Source organism: Pirellulales bacterium, from assembly GCA_036490175.1.
In the GTDB taxonomy this organism is placed as follows: Bacteria; Planctomycetota; Planctomycetia; order Pirellulales; family JACPPG01; genus JACPPG01.
In genome coordinates this window covers 1-19,943 of record DASXEJ010000307.1, presented here as the reverse complement: position 1 = coordinate 19,943, position 19,943 = coordinate 1, and the positions used below count along the sequence as shown (strand labels likewise).

The following is a 19,943-nucleotide window of genomic DNA, read 5'->3' as shown; positions in this document are numbered from 1 at the left end:
ATCAGGTCGATGCTACGAGCACGCCGCCTGCATGGCCGTTCGGGCTGAATCCAGGCACGACGTGCTCGCCGCTGACAATCGTGCTCACGCTCGGTTGCTCTGTGCTCGTCTTAGCGGCGCTGCGAATGGGGCTGAATTTCTGGCATGCCGTGGCCTCAGCCCGGCTCGTGCAACAAGAGATCGTCGTCGAACTGCGGGCCTCGATCTATGAAAAGCTGCACGAGCTGAGCACGCGATTTTTCCGCGACAATTCCACGATGTCGATCATCAATCGCGTCACGAACGACGCCCAGGCCGTGCGCCAATTCGTCGAGGGCATGGTCCTGCAAATGGTGGTCTTGCTGCTCTCACTGGGAGTTTATTTGGCGTACATGCTGCACATTCACGTGCGGCTGTCGCTGGTGTGTTTAACCACCATGCCCGTCCTGTGGCTGGTGGCGGTCGGATTCTGCCGCGTCGTCCGTCCGGCTTACGACCGCAATCGCGAGTTGATGGACCGCCTGCTGCAGGTACTTTCGGAAAATGTCCGCGGTATGCACGTCGTACGCGGATTCGCCCGCGAAGAGGCCGAGGTCGCAAAATTCCGTCAAGCAAACCGCGAAGTAAAAGAACAGCAGAATTTCATCTTTTGGCGGGTGAGCTTGTTCACGCCCACGACCGAGTTTCTGTCATCGCTGAACCTGGCGGCGCTATTGGCATACGGTGGCTACTTGGTAAGCCTCGGCGAGCTTCCCCTGGGCATGGGGCTTGTCGTCTTTTCTGGTTTGTTGCAACAGTTCTCTGGCCAGGTCACCAAGATGGTCAATGTGTTGAACAGCATGCAGCAAAGCCTGGCCGGCGCGCGGCGCGTTTTTGAAGTGCTAGATGCCCCGGTCGAGATTCATTCCCCGCCAGCGCCCTGCCCATTGCGCCAGCCGCGTGGCGAAATCCGCTGCGAGAACGTCTCCTTTCACTACCACGACGGCGACGGTGCGCTAACAGGCATCAATCTGCGGTTGCAAGCGGGAGAACGCGTGGCGATTCTGGGGGCGACGGGCTCTGGTAAGAGCACCTTCCTGCATTTGATCCCTCGATTTTTGGATACCACCACCGGGCGCTTGTTGATCGATGGTGTCGATGTCCGCTCCTTGGCCCTGGACGACCTGCGGCGCGCCATCGGCATCGTCTTCCAGGAAACCTTTCTGTTCAGCGACACGATCGCGGCAAACATCGCCTTCGGTTACCCCACCGCGACGCGCGAAGAGATCATCCGCGCCGCCAAGATTGCCGCGGCCGATGAATTCATTCGCGAACTGCCCGAAGGTTACGACACCTGGCTCGAAGAAGACGGCCGCAACCTGTCCGGCGGACAGCGGCAGCGGCTCGCCATAGCGCGTGCCATCTTGCTCGAGCCGCCGATTCTGCTGCTCGACGACCCCACCGCAGCCGTCGATGCCCAAACCGAGCACGAAATCCTGCAAGCGATCGAGCAGGCTATGTGCGGTCGTACGTCGGTGATCGTCTCGCATCGCCCGAGCGTGTTGCGTCACGCCGACCTGGTGTTGGTGCTGGACCAAGGTCGTATCGTCGAGGCCGGCACGCATGAACAACTGATCCTGCAAGGCGGGCCGTATTGGCGGGCCGCTCAATTGCACGCCGCACAAGCCGAGTGCTGCGCATAATTCGCGCCCGCTTTGCTGACCACTTCCCGGACGCGAACGGAAATCTCAGAGCGGTATCCAACCACGCAACATGCCGAATACTATTTCCAAAAAAACGAGTTCCCGCTGCCCGGCCCGCGAGACGGCTGCGCAGGGCCCCGGCGCCTATGACGATGAATTCTGTGGCGCGCGGCCGCCGGGTCTGGACGTGGTGCGCTGGCTGTACACCTACACTGCGCCATACGCTTACAAGCGGAACGTACTATTCTTTCTGGTCGTCATTCGCTCGTTGCAATTGTCTGGCCTGGCCTGGGTAACAGGCTACGTCGTCAGCGGTCCGATCGCCGGGCATTCGCTATCCGGGTTGTGGTGGGGCGTCGCGAGCTTTATCGCCCTGGCAGCGTGGACCAACGTGACGTTCCATTTTCGCCAGCGCTTGGCGCTGGAACTGGGCGAGAGTGTCGTTCACGACCTCCGCGACCAGGTCTTTTCACACATGCAACGCATGACTCCCAGTTTCTTTCACCGCATGAAACTGGGAGCCATCATTAGTCGCGTCACTTCGGACACCGAGGCCGTTCGCGCCGGCGTTCAGGACGTCGTCTTTACCAGCTTGGTCGGGCTGGGCCAGATGCTGGTGGCCGCCGGACTAATGCTGTGGTATGACCCAGTGCTGTTCCTGGTCGTGGCCGCCATGGGGCCCGTGCTGGGCTGGTTGAACTATCGTTTTCGCGGACGATTGAGCCGCGCCCATCGCGCGGTGCAGGAAAGTTTCAGCCGGGTCACGGCCCGCCTGGTCGAAGCCGTACACGGCGTACACGTCACCCAAGGCTTTGCGCGGCAGCAAACCAGCGCGCGAATGTTTCGCGACCTGGTTGCTGATCATTCGGTGTACAACCTCGAAGCGGCCCGCACAGCCGGCATGTTCGCTCCTTTGCTGGAATTTAATAGTCAGGCTTTCCTGGCATCAATCCTAATGCTCGGCGGTTACCGGGTTCTATCGCCAGAAATCGGCGTGCCGGCCGGTGAATTGATTCAGTTTATGTTCCTGGCCAATATTTTCTTCGCGCCTATTCAAACGCTCGGCGACCAATACAACCAGGCGATCCTGACCATGGCCGGGGCCGAGCGTGTGCGACGGTTCCTTCGCATTGACCCCGATTGGATAGATCGTCCCGCGGCTCGTCCCGCCGCGCGGCTCGTCGGCGAGGTCACATTCGACAACGTCTCATTCGCCTACGAGGCCGATCGACTGGTGCTGGACGAGATTAGTTTCACGGTTGAGCCTGGTCAGTGCGTAGCCCTGGTCGGACACACGGGCAGCGGCAAAAGCTCGATCATCAATTTGATTGCCAAATTCTACCTGGCCACTCGCGGTCGGGTGCTGATCGACGGCCGCGACGTGCGCGATCTACAAACCGATTCGCTGCACCGGAAATTGGGCATCGTCCTGCAGCAGAACTTTCTCTTCAGCGGCACCGTGGCCGACAATATCCGTTATGCCCGACCCGACGCCACTTTTGACGAAGTCGCCGCTTCGCTAGCCAGGCTCGGTTGCCTCGATCTCGTCGAGGCCATGTCCGACGGTTTGCGCACCGACGTGGGCGAATGCGGGCGCAATCTCTCCCTGGGTCAGCGGCAGCTGGTCTGCTTTGCGCGGGCCATGCTGGCCGATCCGGCTATCTTGATCCTTGACGAAGCGACGAGCGCCATCGACGTCTTCACCGAACATCGCCTGCAGCAGGCGCTGGCACGCCTCGTCAAGGGCCGCACCAGCTTTGTCGTGGCCCACCGCTTGAGCACCGTGCGCACGGCCGACCTGATCCTCATGCTCGACCACGGACGGATCGTCGAACAAGGCAGCCCCGCCGACTTGATAGCCCGAAACGATCGCTACGCGGCGCTCGGACGCCAATACCACCGGGCCGCGTGATCGGGCAGAGAGTCTACGGCGCGCGCGGGCGAGTGCTCGACAAAGAACAGTCACTTTGGCGCATATTCGCCGCGACTTTATCTAAACGTCGATTTCTCGACTCGTCTCCGTACTTCTGTGCCTCCGGGGCAAACTCCGCCGGCATCGCCGCGCTACGTACGACGCGCCTTACACAAAGTGGTCGTCCTGTGGAGGCTGCGCCGATAGTTTGTTGATTCCGGCGGTGCGCCGCATCCAGGCGCTGGTTTGCCAATTGTCCACGACCTCGGTGTCGCGCCACACCGGCGGCACCGAGAACACGAAGTAACGCCCCAAGGCCAGCAGGAACGGCTCGTACATTGCCCGCAACTCGGCAAATTTTGCCGCCGCGGCCGCCTCTTCGTGGAGCGACAATCCCGCGCTCTGCATCTCCTCCCGCAGCTTGGCCATGGCGTCTCCGTGCCAGCGGTTTTCGTCGAGGGGCTGCGGCGGCACATGAAACACCAGCGCCAGGTCGACCGCTGCATGCCGCGCCATCGCGAAGGACAGTTGCGCTTGATAGTGGGCCACTCCTTTCAGCAACGAAATCAACAGGGCGCAGGCGTCCAAAGATGCGGTCAGCGCCGCGACCCAGGATTGATTATCATGTTGCGATCGATAGAAGCTCAGCACGGGAAACGACAGATGGCTTTCCAGCACTTCCGCCGACCACTGCTCGAGGTCCTGCAAGAATCGCCGGATTGCTTCCAGGTCGCGACTGTGCGCCGCCCGCAACAGCAGCTCGCCTCCAGCCGGCGGAGAACCGGCCCGCGCGTCGAGCATCGAAATGATCGTCTCGCGTCGCGAGAAGGCCTGGTACAGCACCGGCAAGTAGCCGATCACCACGGCCATGAAGGCAAAGCCGGTCCCAGCTTCGACCACGGCCAGGAATCGCCCCACGCCATCGCGCGGCACCACGTCGCCGAAGCCGAGCGTGAAGATCGTCGTGCCACTCATATAGAGGTAATCACCCCAGCCAGACTCGTCGCCCGGCGTTTGCAACACGGTGGCCAGCGACCAGTGCAGCCACGCGAAACTAATTGTCAACGCTGTCATCCAGCAAGCGATCAGCAGCAAGATCGACAGCGGCCCGAACATGCTGAGAAAATTCTCCCGCGTCTTACCCGGCCGCAACTCGAGGGCAACTGCGCGCCAGGGAAGCCACAACGTGCGGTACACCAACCGCGTCAAACGAAACCGCCGCGTCACCCGCCGCGGCAGGACCATTGTCTCGAAGCCGTCCAACAACACCACCAGCAACAGGCAGATGCTGGCAAACCCAGAAATGATCGCCATAAGAAGTACCTGTCACCCGAGGGCAACAGCTCGGCAGGGGTCGTGATATTGCGCGTATCGAACGGGGAGCAGTCGATGCGGCGTGGCCGTGATTCTCTGGGATAATGCACATGTCGTCAAAGGGCCGACGAAGGAACCGGACGATTCCCCAGCGCCCTGCGCCAACGCCGTCCCGTTTCGTTGCACCTGCCCGCGCCGGCTGCGATACTTGGCACTCGCAAACGTACGCTGATCGGATGCAGACTCTGGGCGCGTCTCTCCGCAGCGCGAGGGTTTGGACGGCGACATTTTTAGCGCGGATTGTTGGTCGATTGGGGAGAAAACACGTGAAGCGGCCTTTGCTATTCTTTCTGGTGGCTGTCACCGGCCTGGCGTGGCCAGTCGTTGCGCACGGCGCCGAGCCATCGCAGCCAAAGTCCGCGGCCGCGCAGCAATCGAGATACGTTTACGGCGAGTGGCGGATTCAGATCCGACCCGACAAGCTGAAGGAGTACGCCCAACTGATCGAAACCAAGGGCTTGCCTCTCTTTCGCGAGGCAGGAGGACGCATGGTCGGCTGGTGGACAACGATGGTCGGCGACCTGTATGAGCACATCACGATCTGGGAATACGACGACATGGCCGCCTTCGAGCAGGCCGGACAGAAGCTGGGCGCGGACAAGCGCTTCGCCGAGTTTGTTTCGCTGCGCGATCCGCTGTTGGATGGGGAAACGAATTGCTTCTTGCGCCTCACGGATTTCGCCGATAAACCCGCACTGCCCGAACAGTCCAAGATCGTGATCCACGAGGTTCATCGCGTCCCCCTGGCGCGGCGCGACGCCTATTTGAAGTACATGCAGAGCGAAGGGCTGGCACTACTCAACCGGCACGGCTTTCGCCCGGTCGGACCGTGGGTCGTGAACGTGGGCGCTTCTTGGAGTAACGTTACGTATTTATTCCGCTTCGACAGCCTGCGCGAACGCGAAGATCTGATCGCGGGCTTTACGCAGCACAATGACGCGCGTCAGTACGCCGCCAAGATCGGCGAGCTTACCGACGATGTGACAACCCGCATCCTAATGCCGGGCAAGTTCGCTCATCCGTCCACCAAGACACAACCCTGACACCAAGGCTTCCGGCATGTCTCGCTCGGCCGAGCGCTAACTTTGGGGAATTACCACGTGATCAACATCTGGCAAACACGCTTCGCCGTCATGGCGTTTATCTTGGCTGGCTGCGGCCGGATCGCAACAACCGCCCAAGCCGCCTGGCCGCATCATGAAGAGATCGCACCGGGCATACACGTGGTCGGCTTTGCCGACAAGTATCGCTCAGCCAATTGTGGCTGGATTGGCACCGCGGACGGAACGCTGCTGATTGACTTGCCACGGGGCGAGAACACCGCCACGCTTCTAGCCGACATTGCAAAATCCACTGGCAAGCCGGTCACGACGCTCGTGCTGACAAGCGCCACGGCGGCCGACCTGCCTGTGATCGATGCCTTGCTGAAACAGGGCGTCAAGCGCGTCTGCCTTTCCCCGGCGACCTTTCGGGCACTGATGTCGCGGCCAGGGCAAACCGCAACGAACACGAAAGTGATCTCGCCCGCACCAACTCCACGTCCCGGCTATGAACTGCTCGACCAGCCCGCCGCACTGGGTGACGCGCAGACGCCCATCGAGTTCCTGCCCCAGGATCAGGTTTTCGTCCACGGCGGCGCGTGCGTTCGTCTGCCGAAACAGCAGGTCCTATTCGGCGGACCGCTTTTGTATCACGGGCCGCGCGTGCCGCTAGCGGGCAGCGATACGGCCGCTTGGGTCACCGCTCTCGAGCAATTGTCCGAGTTGCATGCCGCCCACGTCGTCCCTGGGTTTGGTTCCTGGGGAGACGGCGAACTGGTCCCACGGCAGCTGCGCTTTCTCAGTGAGTTGCGTCGGCAAGTGGCTTACTTCATTGCGCAAGGACAACCACAAGAGGACCTGCAGCGCGTCGTGCGGTTGGTGCCGCACTATCTGGTGTGGATGCCCTACGACACGCCGCTGGCCGAGGACCTGGACTATGTCTATCGCGAGTTGACCGTGCCATTGGCTCCGTTCAACGGACATCCGCCGGAGCCGGGTGACAAGCGCCCGCACGCGCTAGTGCTGATTGGCGACCAGCCCCACGAGCCAGGGCATATCGAAGCGGGTCTGCGCCCCGTGTTCGCCGCAACCGACGTGGTACCGCACTTTGCCTTTGACGTCCGCGCGCTTTCGGCCGATAACCTGGCTCGGGTGCAATTGCTGGTGATCCTCCGCGACGGTTTACAACGACCGCAGGCCCCCGGCCAACCAGACTATGTGTGGATGACCCCCACGCAAGAGAAAGCCGTGGTCGATTTCGTCCACCGCGGCGGTGGCTTTCTTAATCTTCACAATTCAATGGGCTTGTATCCAGAGGATGGTCCCTACCTGCGACTCGTCGGCGGCCGCTACATAGGACACGGTCCGCTAGAGCGATTTCGCGTCGAAGTTGTAGATCGTGATCATCCGGTAACGCGCGGCGTGCAGGATTTTTCGGTGGCCGACGAGCAGCACACGCCGCCCATCGATGCCGACAAAGTACACCTGCTGTTGCGCAATCGTTCGGACGACGGCCAGACTGCCGCCGCCGGCTGGGTCTACGAGCCCGGCCAAGGAAGGCTTTGCCATTTGGCGAACGGTCATACGCGGGAATCGCTGGCGCATCCGATGTATCGACGGTTGATGCGTAACGCGGTGCTGTGGTGTCTGCGGCAGGATGCCGGCGCAACTGCGGAATCATCCGCGCACGGCATCAAATGATCCTCTTGGCGGAAAGCCCATCGCAGGATCCGGAAATGCGCGCATTGCGCGCCACTCACCCGCCACGATCCGTTGGGAAATCTTTGCCACCGTCCCCCGCGCTGTGACAACCCGTTGTCACACCTCATCACTAGGTTGGTTTCCACTATCTGTCTGTAGTGGGAATTCGCGCCTAATCATGGGGGGCTCGTCATGTTTAACGCTGGCCAACGGGGATTTTTTTTGCAAAGTGCGTCAACGCCAACGATCGCCCGTACCGAGACGACCGGGCGGTCGCTCATCCTGATGCGCTATGGCGACGAGGGCCTGCAAGCCGGCATCAAAGCTTTGCGTGACACCGCCGGACTCAATACCGTGCGCGTTCAGGAATTGCACGACGGGATTAGTATGGCCGCGCTTGCCCCGTCCGAAGCAATGATGCTGGACTCGATCGGTGTGGCCGTGGTCAACGGTGATCCGGACCAGGTCGGCCGTTTGAGCATTCAGGCCACGCGCTCGGATTCCATCCTGGCCGTTGAGCCAGAGCGCGTCGTCTATGCCGCCATGCTGCCCGAGTTCGTGGGAACGTCGGGCCGCCCTGCCTTGGCGGGCGCTCCTGCCGCGGGAATGAATCCCGACTACCTGCGTGGTTACCGCGACGGCTTCGATCACGCGGCCAGTCTCGGTTTCGCTGGCGGCGGCGACCCTTCGTCGGCCGGTCGCGCGGCAGCCGTGGCAGCATTTAACGAAGCGCTCAACACCTGGGGATTACAAGCCACGCGCGTCATCGAATCCTCTTGGAATGGCAGCGGTATCAAGGTCGCCGTGTTGGACACCGGCTTTGAATTCACGCATCCTGACTTTGCCGGGCGGGCGATCGTACCCCAATCGTTCGTCCAAGGGGAGTTGCCGCAAGACACCCTCGGCCACGGCACCCACTGCGTCGGTACGTCCATGGGGCCCTTCCGGCCCGGCACCTTGCCGCGTTACGGCATCAGTTACAACGCCGACATCTACGTCGGCAAAGTTCTCAACCGCCTGGGACGAGGAGGTGACGGAGATATCCTGGCCGGTATCAATTGGGCCGTGCGGAACAAGTGCCGCGTGATTTCCATGTCGCTCGGCGCTCCGGTTGCGCCCGGGCAAAAGCCATCGACGGTATTCGAGAACATGGCCCGCCGCGCTTTGGCGTCCGGCACATTGATTGTCGCGGCCGCGGGGAATGACAGCCGCCGCGACCTGGCGCCCCCTGTCATTGCGCCGGTCAGTCATCCGGCCAATTGTCCGTCGATCATGGCGGTGGCGGCCGTGGATTCTTCATTCCGCATCGCGCCATTCTCCAACAGCGGAATCGAACCCAACGGAGGGCAGGTCGACATCGCTGGCCCTGGCGTCGACGTTTACTCCAGCTGGCTGATGCCGCAGCAGTACAACGTGATCTCTGGCACCAGCATGGCCACACCGCACGTGGCCGGCATCGCAGCCCTGCACGCCCAGGCCAATCCCGGCATTTCGGCCGTCGATTTGTGGACCCGTCTGGTGAAAACAGCCCGCCCCTTGGGCCTGTCGGCCGCCGATGTCGGCTCCGGACTGGTGCAAGCGCCGGTGATGTAAGTGATGAGTTCAGCCCGTACCTAATCAGAATCACTGGCGCGTCTGAAGACCGATCCGCGCAAGTTATGCGCGCGGAAAGTCCACGATTTCTTGCGCTTTCTGCCAATCGTCCCCCCCTCCTTGAAACCTAAGGGGGACATATCGCACAATGGGCGGCACGACGCATTGCCCGCCCCGGCCGTCGGGTCCGCCGAAACCGGACCGCTCCCTGGCGTCGTGTCCCTCGTGGGGGTCCAGGACCACAGACCCCGCGCTAGACGTGCCGTTTCGCGCCGCGGGCCCAATTAAATTCCACAAACCTTACTCCACTCCCCGGAGAGAAGTGCCATGCCTTCCACGATCGTCGATGTTCACGCTCGCCAGATTCTTGATAGCCGCGGGAATCCGACCGTCGAGGTCGACGTGCGGCTGGCCGACGGCTCGTTCGGTCGCGCGGCCGTTCCCAGCGGTGCCAGCACCGGCGTCCACGAAGCTTGGGAGCTGCGCGACACGGATGCCAAGCAATACGGCGGCAAGGCGGTCATCCGGGCCGTCGAGAACGTGAACGAAAAAATCGTCGAAGAGCTGATCGGTTCCAACGCGCTCGACCAGACTGCGATCGACCGGCACATGATCGCGCTGGATGGCAGTGAAAACAAGCAGAACCTCGGCGCTAACGCCATCCTCGGCGTATCGCTGGCCGTGGCACACGCCGCGGCCGAACATTGCGGACTGCCCCTCTACCGTTACCTGGGGGGCGTGGGAGCTCGGGTGCTGCCGGCACCCATGATGAACATCATCAACGGGGGCGCGCACGCGGACAACAAAGTCGACGTGCAGGAATTCATGGTCATGCCGCTGGGCTTCGAGCGCTATAGCGACGCCCTGCGTTGCGGCGTGGAAGTGTTCCACACGCTCAAGAAAGTATTGCAATCCAAGGGTTTCAAGACCGCTGTCGGCGACGAAGGGGGATTTGCCCCCGACCTGGGAAGCAATACCGAAGCACTGGACGTGATCGTCGAAGCCGTCGGGCAGGCGGGCTACGAGATCGGTAGCCAGGTATTCATCGCGCTCGATGTCGCCGCCACCGAGCTGTACGACAGCAAAAAGAAAACATACACGATGGACGGCCGCGAGCTCGACGCCGCCGGCATGGTCGATTTCCTGGCCGGCTGGAGAAAGAAGTATCCCATCTGCTCGATCGAAGATGGCTGCTCCGAAGACGATTGGGAAGGTTGGAAGCTGCTCACCGAACGCCTGGGCGCCAGCACGCAGCTGGTCGGCGACGATCTATTCGTCACCAACACCAAGCGTTTGGAGCGCGGCATCCGCGAGCACATCGCCAACAGCATTCTTATCAAGGTAAACCAGATCGGCACGCTGACCGAGACAATCGAGGCCATCGAGATGGCCCACCGCAACGGCTACACCAGCATTTCCAGCCATCGCAGCGGTGAAACCGAAGACGCCACCATCGCAGACCTGGCCGTGGCGCTGGGCACAGGCCAGATAAAAACCGGTTCGCTTTCGCGCACCGATCGCACTGCCAAGTACAATGAACTGCTGAGGATCGAAGAGGCCCTCGGCGATGCGGCCATCTACGGCGGCCCGCTGTTCCCCAAGCGGTAAGCCGGGCAAGAGGATGGCACCACGAAGACACGAAGGCACAGAGGCACAGAGAAACGATGAACGATGAATGCGAGATAACGAACAGTTCAGAGGAACCGGAAAGCGGACCTCTGTTTATGATGCATCATTTTGCATTCTGCATCGTATTTCTCCGTGCCTCGGCATCTCCGTGGTGAACTTTCCATTCCGGGCGTTGAGCTGACTCAGCGGAGGGGTTCGCGATGTCGGACGTTGAGAAACACGTGAACCCGCCCGAGCGGCGACCGATCACCGATAGCCCCTGGTTTTGGTTGGTCCTGTTTGGCAGTAGCGCGCTCGTGGCCATCGTCGTCGTCAGTCCCAAGTACGCCTATCGGCAAGCGCGCCTGGAGCGAATGAACAGCACGCGCGAGCAGATCGCCCGCGGCCAAGTGGCCGAAGCACTCGAGACCGCGGATCCCGACGCCCTCATCACCGACCTTCCTCGCGATTCTTCGCGGCAATTCACCCTCGGCCCCTTGGCCACCGCGCTTGCGCTTCTGTTGGCGCTGGCCGCGGTTGGTGCCGGAGTGCATAGCTATCTGAAAAGTGCCTCCCGCCGTGTGGAAGGGCACAAGCCGAGGCCACGGCAATGAGTTGGCTGGTCGAAGATCCCACGCCCACGCTGGTCGCTCTGGTCCTCTTCGAGGCGATACTGACGATCGCACTGGTAAAAACCGGCCGCGGGGCTTTGCTGGGCGCTATTGCCGGGGTGGCGCTATTGGGGGGCGGCCTGCTCGTGCTGGAATGGTTCGTCGTCACCGAAAAAGAGAGGGTCGAAGACACCTTGGCCGGCGCCGCAAGCGCGCTCGAATCGAACAATCCGCAGGCCGTGATTGAGTTTATCGACCCGACCTCGCCCATGCGCCGCGAAGTGGCTGCCGAGATGTCGCGGCTAAACATCCAAAAGGCAACCTTCCGCCGGCTGGACGTGACATTCAACCGTCACATCAGCCCTCCCACGGCCAAGGCGGACTTCATGGGCTACATCAACGTCAAGGATCGACGTGGCGAAGTACCGTACGAGAATTTCGCTGGTCGCTTCGTCGTCGATTTACGCCAAGAGGGCGGTCGATGGCTGATGACCGGATACGACACGCCGGGGAGACAGCGTTAAATGAGACGGAATGTGTGATCCGTCGCGTGTCCGCGCATGGATTCCCTGCGGTTCGATTCGGCATCCACCCCAATGATCACATCGGTTGCCGCTCGATCATCAGTTCTTCCTTGTCCGGCACGTAGATGTAGTGGCTATCGTCAGGCAGCTCGGGCAGCTTGATGCTGTAGGCTTCGACGATGTCGCGCATGAAATCTTTGTGTGTCTTCGGCAGCGCGCCATGCTCTCCCTTGTACAGCTTCATGGTGTTCTCAAGGTTTAAGAACAGCACCCGGTCGGGGATGCGCAGATAAACCCGGGCTGGGGTAGCCAGGATTCCCTTGCCCATTTCGTTGCCGGCGATGCCCTTCTTCGTGTGATCTTCCGAAGCGGTGACCTGCACGGGAGCTGCCGGAGGGGGCGTCAGCGTTGGCGGTCCACCGGTGACCGGGGCGGCCGCGGGGGGAGCGGCAACCGGCGGGCCACCTTCGTTGCAACCTGCGGAAACCAAGGCCAGTGCCGTCAGCGTAGACATGAATATCGTCTTCATCGTCGCAATCCCCGTTGTGGAATGGCTGCCAGAGGGCACGGGCTATTGTCGCATGTCTGGGCGCCCATTCCAGAGTCCACCAATACACAACATTCCCTCTCGACCAGACATCAGCGGCCGAATTAAATAATGCGTCCCAGCCGAGCCATCATTCACTCAGCTTTAGTTTCCAGTCCCGCATGGCATCGAGCGTGTCGCGCCGCGTCAGGTCGAAATCGAGCGGCGTCAACGTCACGTAGCCACTTTCCAGCGCGGTCAGATCCGTTTCCTCCGAGCCGCGGCGTGGGGGTGGGTCACCAGTCGCCCAGTAGTAGTTGCGGCCGCGCGGATCGGTGCGCTTCTCGAAATGTTCGCCGTACCGCTCGACTCCCATCGGCACCACCTTGACTCCCTTGGATCGCTGTAGGGCCGGGGTGGGGATATTCAGATTATAAAGTTGCGGCGCAGGCCCCTTGCGGGCGAGGACCTGCTGAATGACCTCGATCGCCAGCCGGGCCGCCTTATCAAATTGCGCATGTTCGCTGAATTCCAGCGACACGGCGACGCTCGTTATGCCGAAAAACGCTCCCTCAATCGCGGCCGCCACCGTGCCCGAATAAAGCACGTTGATTCCCGCGTTCAGTCCACCATTGATGCCGCTGACGACCAGCGTGGGCCGGTTGGCGCAAAACTCGAAGATGCCCAACTTAACGCAATCGGCCGGGCTCCCCTCGACCGCCCAGCCCCGCCGCCGGTCTCCTTCGAATACTTCTTTGACCACCAGTGGGCTCAAGAAGGTGATCGAGTGGCCGACACCGCTTTGCTCAGTCGCCGGGGCAACCACCGTGACGTCACCGATCTTGCGTAACTCGCGTTCCAGGGCGGCCAGTCCAGGAGCGTAAATACCGTCGTCGTTTGTTAGTAATATATGCACAACGTGCCTGACGTTTTGGATTGCTTTTGCGCTACCTATCCAGTGGATCGGCGCACTATAACGCCCCGCGGGGCCCAGCCGCAACGAACCCTATTCAAGCGGTCGGCCCAGTCCTATAATTCACAGTTTCACCCGGCGAAAGTCGGGCTTTTTTCGTTTAGGGAGTCGGCAACTGCGACCGGCAAACAGCACCCCTCGTTCGGGTCCGCTGCGAGCGCGCTGGGGGCTCGGCGTTTTGTGGCAAGTACCGCCAGTGCCGCTATCATCTGGGCGACCGGCGGTGTCCGGAAGTTCTGACCTCCTCTCCTATAGAACATTCATCGTTTGGCATTCATCGCCTCCAAAACCATGGCTTCGGAAACCGCCCTTGTGAACGTCGCTCTTCCAGGTGCTTCCGACGAAAAGATCCTGGTGTTGGATTTTGGCGCGCAGTACGCCCAGTTAATCGCCCGGCGCGTCCGCGAGCAGAACGTCTACTGCGAGATTGTTCGCCACGATATTACCCCCACGCGGATTCTTGAAATCGCCCCGCAAGGACTGATCCTCTCCGGTGGCCCCGCCAGCGTTTACGAGCCCGGCGCGCCGCACTGCGATCCGGACATTTTTCGACTCGGAATTCCCGTGCTTGGCATTTGCTACGGGATGCACATGGCCTGCGAGGCGTTGGGGGGCAAAGTGCAAAGCGCCCCCGCGCGCGAATTTGGCCGCACAAACTGCCAAATCACAAGCGAGGACGAGTTACTCGCTGGCTTGCCAAAGCAAATGCAGGTCTGGATGAGCCATGGCGATCAGGTGGAACAGGTCAGTCCTGATTTCGTGTCGCTGGCAGCCACCGCAACCTGCTCGATCGCGGCCGTACGGCACAAGACCCTGCCGGTTTATTGCGTGCAGTTCCACCCCGAGGTAACGCACACGCCTCAAGGACGCGACCTGCTCGCCAATTTCGTCCGCCGCGTGTGTCATACCAGCGGTGCCTGGCAACTGGACAATTTTGCCGAACAAACAATTGCCGCCATCCGAGAGCGGGTGGGCAGTCGCCGCGTGATCTGCGGCCTGTCGGGCGGCGTCGATTCGTCGGTCGTCGCGGCTCTGTTGTACAAGGCGATCGGCGCACAGCTCTCCTGCATCCTGGTCGACAACGGACTCTTGCGCAAGGGTGAAGCCGCGGCCGTCATTCGCGAATTCTCCAGTCATTTCAAAACAGATTTGCACGTGGTGCAGGCCGAGGACCGCTTCCTGGCGGCGTTGGCAGATGTCAGCGATCCACAAGAGAAGCGCCGCATCATTGGCCGTGTGTTCATCGATTGCTTTACGGATGAAGCCGCCAAGATCGAGGGAGCAGAGTTTCTCGCTCAGGGAACGCTCTATCCCGACGTGATCGAAAGCGGCGCCGCCGTCGACGGTCCCGCTGCCACGATCAAGCTGCATCACAATGTGGGCGGACTGCCCGAGGACCTGAGCTTCCAGTTGATCGAGCCGTTGCGCGATTTGTTCAAAGATGAAGTGCGGCGACTGGGCTTGCAGTTGGGACTGCCCGAAGAAATCGTGTGGCGCCACCCATTCCCAGGTCCCGGCCTGGCCGTGCGCTGCCTGGGTGCCGTAACGCGCGAGAGGTTGGCCCGCCTGCGCGAGGCCGACGCCATCGTCGTCGCCGAAATCCACAAGGCTGGACTGTATCGGCAAACGTCGCAGTCGTTCGCCGTATTGCTACCCGTGCAAAGCGTGGGTGTGATGGGCGACGCACGGACGTATGAAGATGCCGTGGCCGTGCGGTCGATCGACAGCGAAGATTTCATGACCGCGGACTGGAGCCGGTTGCCCTACGATCTGTTGGCGCAGATTTCGACCCGCATCATCAACGAGGTCAAGGGAGTTAATCGCGTCGTCTATGACATCAGTTCTAAGCCGCCAGCAACGATCGAATGGGAATAGCTTCAGCGGTGCAGGTCGCGGTGTGCATCGACCTGCCGTCGAGAACACGGACCTGCGCTCCCACGCAGCAAGCGAGGCAACCGTCCGGCGGTCTTTCGGCTCGAAGTCGTACCAACTATTTCTATCTTTTAGCAACGTGCTGCATTCGCTTCGCGCCCCGGCGGCGAAGTTCACGTGAAATCACCCGAGACCTATGAGCAAGCAATACATCTACCAGATCTCCGGCCTCACCAAGAAATTTGGCCAACGCGAAGTGCTCAAAGACATTTGGCTGGCCTTTTATCCCGGCGCCAAGATCGGCGTGCTGGGGCGCAACGGGTCAGGCAAGAGCACCTTGCTACGAATCATGGCGGGAGTCGATCGCGACTTTGACGGCGAAGCCCGCTTGGCCGATGGATTTACGGTCGGCTATGTGCCGCAGGAGCCCACGCTCAATCCTGCCAAAGATGTGCGCGGCAACATTGAGGAAGCCGTCACCTCGACGCGGCAACTGCTCGTCAAATTCGAGGAGATCAATGCGCGCTTCGCCGAGCCGCTGGACGACGCCGCGATGGACAAATTGTTGGCGGAGCAAGCCCGCGTGCAAGACAAGATCGACGCCGTGAATGCTTGGGAACTGGACCGGCAGATCGAAATCGCGATGGATGCCATGCAGCTCCCTCCCGGCGACGCAGATGTCGCCACGCTATCGGGCGGCGAGCGGCGCCGTGTGGCATTGTGCAAGATGCTGCTCGAGAAACCCGACCTGCTGCTATTGGACGAACCCACGAACCATCTCGACGCTGAAAGCGTCGCCTGGCTCGAGCGGCATCTGGCCGAATACACCGGAACCGTCGTGGCCGTAACGCACGATCGCTACTTTCTCGACAATGTGGCCGGTTGGATTCTGGAACTGGACCGCGGCCGTGGCATTCCCTGGGAGGGAAACTATTCTTCCTGGCTCGAGCAGAAGCAGGAGCGGCTGGTACGCGAAGAAAAAGCCGCCTCGGCCCGGCAAAAAACGCTGGCCCGCGAGTTGGAATGGATTCGCATGGCCCCCCGCGCGCGGCAGGCCAAGAGCAAGGCCCGCATCAAGGCTTACGAGCAGATGTCGGCCGAAGCCTATCAAGATCAGCAGGAAGAGTTTGAAATGCAGATCCCGCCGGGCAAGCATTTGGGAGAGTTGGTCATCGAGCTCGACCATGCCAGCAAGGGCTACGGCGATCGCATGCTAATCGACGACCTGAGCCTGCGGTTGCCGGCCGGCGGCATCGTCGGCGTGATTGGTCCCAACGGCGCCGGCAAGACAACGCTGTTTCGCCTGCTGGTTGAGCAAGAGAAACCAGACTCGGGCAAGGTCCGCGTGGGTCCGACTGTCGAGCTGGGCTACGTCGACCAGAATCGCGATGCGCTCGATCCCGACAAGACCATCTTCCAAGAAATTTCAGGCGGCTACGACAACTTCGATATCGGTGGCCGCAAAGTGCCGGCCCGGGCCTATGTCGCCCGCTTCAACTTCCTAGGCACCGATCAACAAAAGGCCGTCGGCAAACTCTCTGGCGGCGAGCGAAATCGCGTACACCTGGCCAAATTATTGCGGCAAGGGGCCAACGTGCTATTGCTCGACGAACCGACGAACGACCTTGATGTCGACACGTTGCGAGCCCTCGAAGAAGCGATCCTAAACTTTGCCGGCTGCGTCGTGGTGATCAGCCACGATCGTTGGTTCCTGGATCGCATTGCCACCCACATACTGGCGTTCGAAGGGGATGGCTACGTACATTGGTGCGAAGGGAACTTTCAGACCTACGAGGAACAACGGCACGCGCGCCTGGGGCTGGAAGCCGATCAACCCAAACGCTTCCGTTACAAGAAGCTGCAACACTAGTCTGCCGTAGGACGGGGCGAGCGGCCCGGCAACCGTGCGGTTTGACTCGCAGGGTGAATGACCGATCTTGACGCAGTGAGCCTAGCAGCCGGTCGCTGCGGGTTGTGCGGACGTCGGAATACACGCACACGCTGATCGCCGTACTGAACAATTAATTGGTGTTCGCGGCCACGGGCTGGCTGCAAATTGGGTGAAGCACAGCTGCCCGTTTCTCACTACGGTCCCGCTTGGCTGAAATCACTGGCTCCAGGGGATCAACGCGATGGTTGTCCTGCCAACGCGTTAGAGTTCGCCCCTCCTGCGTCGCGAAAAATGGTGCATAATAAAGCTGCATTGCCGCCGATCGTGAAAGCGGCTGTGTCGAGAGTTCAAATTATAAAGTTGCTTTGAGGAGCGCGTTGACTATGACAATGCTGCACACGGGATCGACCAAACGTTTCGCTAGCGGCTGGGAGGCAATCTTTTCGGGATCCAAGAACGGCCGCACAAGCGGCAGCCAAGCCGTCGTGAAGAAGGTCAAGAAGCCGGCGGGCAAAAAAACAAAGAGCGCCAAGAAAACCGTCAAAAGCCGGTCGAAATAGCCAACCTTGGCAGAGCCATTGAGCACATCGAAGCGTCCCTGGGCCACATCGACGGCACCCCTTATATCCCGCACGCCGCGGTCAACCGGCTTTTGTTGCACACACCATTCCCAGGGCTATACTCACAAGACAACCTGCGGGCGTAGCTCAGTTGGTAGAGCGCTAGCTTCCCAAGCTGGATGTCGACGGTTCGAGTCCGTTCGCCCGCTCTTCTTGCAACCCGTTGACAGCGATTGTCAGCGGGTTGTTTTGTTTGACTGAGTAACTACTTGCGTCGGCGCGCGGCGATTCGTCCCGTTCTTGACGATTGTCTGTCATTTTGACAGCAGTTGACCAGGATTTACTACGCTCGCCAGCTTTTGGTGCAACGGCTGGTGCAACGGGCCTTTCAAGTCGATCGTCGGTCCCAGTTGCCAGTTGCTTTTGCGGCGATGGCCCACTGAGGGGCAACGCCGGTAGCGCATCGAGCGCGGCGTGAACGTCAAGCAACTTGGGATCGGTATAAACATTCATCGTCAGACCAATGCTGCCGTGCCGCATAGCCGCTTGCGCCGTACGCGGAGCTACTCCGCCTTTGGATAGTAAAGTTCCGAATGAATGCCGCAACGAGTGGACGTCAAGCGTGCGGCCCCGGTCATCACGCTTATCGATCACGGTCCTACCAGTTACGGGATCTTTCCAGCTCCTGGCGATGCCAGCAGCCACGAGATCGCGATCGAAAATTCGAATCAGTCCGGTCGGCACTGTGAACAGCGGCGTATCGGCCGGAACTGGGCTTGAGTCCGGTACGCCTGTCATCGTTAGGCAAATGTTCCGTTCAAATGGCCAAGGATCACCTGCATTGCTTTGGGAGAGGTCTTTGATCCAGCGTGCCAAATCCTCGGCAAGATCGCGCCGTATGGGCAATGTCGAGCCTTGTCGATTCTTTTCGTCGGCTGCGGCTAACGTGATGCACGGCGTCGGCCCGTCGAGATCAAGTTGGCTAACGGTAAGCGATGCCAGTTCGCCGCGGCGAAGGCCGGTGAGCACCATTACCTTGTAGGTCAAGGCCCGCTCTGTACCGAGCCGTTCTAGCCGCGCCCGCACGTCGCCACGGAGCTTGGCGATTGTTTCGCCTTTGTGCTTACCACGGCGAACGGTCTCGGCTTCCAGAAGCGGCCTGCGGCGCGCCGTGTCCAAGAGCTTTACCAGTTCGGCCTCAGTAAGTGATCGGCGCTTACGGCGACAGTCCGCCCGTTTGTCGGCTCTGCCAACGCGAACTAAGGGGTTCGCCACGAGTCGGTGCGTTTCGGTGCACCAATTGCAGAACGCCACACCCGCAGACAGGTAAGTATTTCGCGTTCGGGCTCCCATGCCTGTTGCGGCCTGCGCCGACAGCCAGCGCTCGACAGCTTCACGATCCAAGTCGGCTAGTTTGGCAAAGTTGCATTCATTGGCAAGCCGATCAAGCTGGCGACGCACGTTGTCGCGGTGCATCTTGCTCGTCCCTTTGGCCTGCAAATGGTCGAGATATGCGACGAAGTGTCCGCGATCACCGGTGAACCGCGTATTCTGATGGTCGGCCACGGCGTTTTCCGCCGCTGTCATTACGCCGGCCTTAACGAGTTCCGACCGCCGTTCCAACCGTGCTAACACGCGGCGCGCGGCATCCTGATCGCGGCAGCCGGTGGCGACTTCGCGCACCACTCCCTCTCCGTCGCGGTATTTGGCGGTATAGGTGGCCGCAATTTCGTGAATTCGATCGCTGCCATTGCGGCCGATAGTTACGGGAGCGGTACGTACCTTGCCATTAAGCTTCCAACGGGCTAATCTCGCGCCGGCACGACTGATAATTTCCGCGCCACTTGGAAGCGGGCGGGTTACTGATTTTCGGTACACGGTACCCATTGTTCACCTAACCCTTTTTTTCGACAACTCAAGTCCAAAATACTCGGCGAGCTTGTCGGCCACATCGAGCCGCAGAGATGAATCTCCACGTACGAAGCGAATCAGGCTTGCTCGTGCGACGCCGGTTTCTTTCGAAAGCCGAAGCAGAGGCAAGCCACTGTCTGAAATCGTGCGTCGGAGTCGATCGGTGATCGGTGTTTCGCCTGTGGC

Annotated in this window: 15 protein-coding genes and 1 tRNA gene; 11 read left to right on the top strand and 5 right to left on the bottom strand. The window is 60.7% G+C overall.

What is annotated here, in order from left to right; all coding sequences use genetic code 11:
- Together VGG64_23715 and VGG64_23710 are read left to right on the top strand one after the other, a co-directional pair.
- The coding region (locus tag VGG64_23715; protein HEY1602632.1) for an ABC transporter ATP-binding protein at positions 1 to 1,661 on the top strand (1,661 nt) is incomplete at its 5' end.
- A 70-nt stretch (positions 1,662 to 1,731) separates the two neighbouring features.
- Positions 1,732 to 3,573, top strand: coding sequence for an ABC transporter ATP-binding protein (locus tag VGG64_23710; protein HEY1602631.1), 1,842 nt, complete (start codon positions 1,732 to 1,734; stop codon positions 3,571 to 3,573).
- A gap of 168 nt (positions 3,574 to 3,741) precedes the next feature.
- Here the strand turns inward: VGG64_23710 and VGG64_23705 are convergent, their stop codons facing one another.
- Complete coding sequence (locus tag VGG64_23705) at positions 3,742 to 4,887, bottom strand: potassium channel family protein (protein ID HEY1602630.1); 1,146 nt, start codon at positions 4,885 to 4,887, stop codon at positions 3,742 to 3,744.
- A 326-nt stretch (positions 4,888 to 5,213) separates the two neighbouring features.
- On the opposite strand from VGG64_23705, the gene VGG64_23700 reads away from it, so the two are divergent.
- From VGG64_23700 to VGG64_23675, 6 genes are all read left to right on the top strand, one after another.
- On the top strand, positions 5,214 to 5,990 hold the full coding sequence (locus tag VGG64_23700) for an NIPSNAP family protein (GenBank protein HEY1602629.1): 777 nt from the start codon (positions 5,214 to 5,216) through the stop codon (positions 5,988 to 5,990).
- Positions 5,991 to 6,047: 57 nt separating this feature from the next.
- Positions 6,048 to 7,688 carry a ThuA domain-containing protein gene (locus VGG64_23695; protein ID HEY1602628.1) on the top strand — a complete coding sequence of 547 codons (1,641 nt, stop codon included), beginning with the start codon at positions 6,048 to 6,050 and terminating at the stop codon, positions 7,686 to 7,688.
- Between the two features lie 192 nt (positions 7,689 to 7,880).
- The gene (locus VGG64_23690; GenBank protein HEY1602627.1) at positions 7,881 to 9,281 is read left to right on the top strand and encodes a S8 family serine peptidase; all 1,401 of its coding nucleotides are present in this window, start codon (positions 7,881 to 7,883) and stop codon (positions 9,279 to 9,281) included.
- Between the two features lie 327 nt (positions 9,282 to 9,608).
- Positions 9,609 to 10,889 carry a phosphopyruvate hydratase gene (gene eno, locus VGG64_23685; GenBank protein ID HEY1602626.1) on the top strand — a complete coding sequence of 427 codons (1,281 nt, stop codon included), beginning with the start codon at positions 9,609 to 9,611 and terminating at the stop codon, positions 10,887 to 10,889.
- Positions 10,890 to 11,110: 221 nt separating this feature from the next.
- Positions 11,111 to 11,503, top strand: coding sequence for a hypothetical protein (locus VGG64_23680; protein ID HEY1602625.1), 393 nt, complete (start codon positions 11,111 to 11,113; stop codon positions 11,501 to 11,503).
- Positions 11,500 to 12,024: a hypothetical protein gene (locus VGG64_23675; protein HEY1602624.1), complete on the top strand. Its 525-nt coding sequence runs from the start codon at positions 11,500 to 11,502 to the stop codon at positions 12,022 to 12,024. Before VGG64_23680 ends, VGG64_23675 begins: the two co-directional genes overlap by 4 nt.
- 76 nt (positions 12,025 to 12,100) lie before the next feature.
- On the opposite strand, the gene VGG64_23670 is transcribed toward VGG64_23675, so the two are convergent.
- Together VGG64_23670 and surE are read right to left on the bottom strand one after the other, a co-directional pair.
- Complete coding sequence (locus VGG64_23670; protein ID HEY1602623.1) at positions 12,101 to 12,553, bottom strand: hypothetical protein; 453 nt, start codon at positions 12,551 to 12,553, stop codon at positions 12,101 to 12,103.
- Between the two features lie 148 nt (positions 12,554 to 12,701).
- The gene (gene surE, locus VGG64_23665) at positions 12,702 to 13,466 is read right to left on the bottom strand and encodes a 5'/3'-nucleotidase SurE (protein HEY1602622.1); all 765 of its coding nucleotides are present in this window, start codon (positions 13,464 to 13,466) and stop codon (positions 12,702 to 12,704) included.
- 348 nt (positions 13,467 to 13,814) lie between these two features.
- On the opposite strand from surE, the gene guaA reads away from it, so the two are divergent.
- Positions 13,815 to 15,398 (top strand): glutamine-hydrolyzing GMP synthase, encoded by a 1,584-nt coding sequence (gene guaA / locus VGG64_23660; GenBank protein ID HEY1602621.1) that lies wholly within the window; start codon positions 13,815 to 13,817, stop codon positions 15,396 to 15,398.
- A gap of 193 nt (positions 15,399 to 15,591) precedes the next feature.
- Entirely contained in the window at positions 15,592 to 17,265 is a 1,674-nt protein-coding gene (ettA, locus tag VGG64_23655) for an energy-dependent translational throttle protein EttA (GenBank protein HEY1602620.1), read from the top strand.
- A gap of 373 nt (positions 17,266 to 17,638) precedes the next feature.
- Here ettA and VGG64_23650 read toward each other — a convergent pair whose 3' ends face one another.
- Positions 17,639 to 17,947 carry a hypothetical protein gene (locus VGG64_23650; protein ID HEY1602619.1) on the bottom strand — a complete coding sequence of 103 codons (309 nt, stop codon included), beginning with the start codon at positions 17,945 to 17,947 and terminating at the stop codon, positions 17,639 to 17,641.
- A gap of 35 nt (positions 17,948 to 17,982) precedes the next feature.
- On the opposite strand from VGG64_23650, the gene VGG64_23645 reads away from it, so the two are divergent.
- Positions 17,983 to 18,055, top strand: a tRNA-Gly gene (locus tag VGG64_23645).
- Between the two features lie 1,681 nt (positions 18,056 to 19,736).
- Here VGG64_23645 and VGG64_23640 read toward each other — a convergent pair.
- Positions 19,737 to 19,943, bottom strand: a 207-nt coding sequence (locus tag VGG64_23640) for a helix-turn-helix transcriptional regulator (GenBank protein ID HEY1602618.1), incomplete at its 5' end; no start/stop codon positions are given.

Bases quoted from the DNA above. Each gene is read 5' to 3' on its own strand.
- ettA (HEY1602620.1), top strand. From the start codon at position 15,592: ATGAGCAAGCAATACATCTACCAGATCTCCGGCCTCACCAAGAAATTT.
- VGG64_23705 (HEY1602630.1), bottom strand. From the start codon at position 4,887: ATGGCGATCATTTCTGGGTTTGCCAGCATCTGCCTGTTGCTGGTGGTG.
- VGG64_23710 (HEY1602631.1), top strand. From the start codon at position 1,732: ATGCCGAATACTATTTCCAAAAAAACGAGTTCCCGCTGCCCGGCCCGC.
- guaA (HEY1602621.1), top strand. From the start codon at position 13,815: ATGGCTTCGGAAACCGCCCTTGTGAACGTCGCTCTTCCAGGTGCTTCC.
- VGG64_23670 (HEY1602623.1), bottom strand. From the start codon at position 12,553: ATGAAGACGATATTCATGTCTACGCTGACGGCACTGGCCTTGGTTTCC.
- VGG64_23675 (HEY1602624.1), top strand. From the start codon at position 11,500: ATGAGTTGGCTGGTCGAAGATCCCACGCCCACGCTGGTCGCTCTGGTC.
- VGG64_23680 (HEY1602625.1), top strand. From the start codon at position 11,111: ATGTCGGACGTTGAGAAACACGTGAACCCGCCCGAGCGGCGACCGATC.
- VGG64_23690 (HEY1602627.1), top strand. From the start codon at position 7,881: ATGTTTAACGCTGGCCAACGGGGATTTTTTTTGCAAAGTGCGTCAACG.
- eno (HEY1602626.1), top strand. From the start codon at position 9,609: ATGCCTTCCACGATCGTCGATGTTCACGCTCGCCAGATTCTTGATAGC.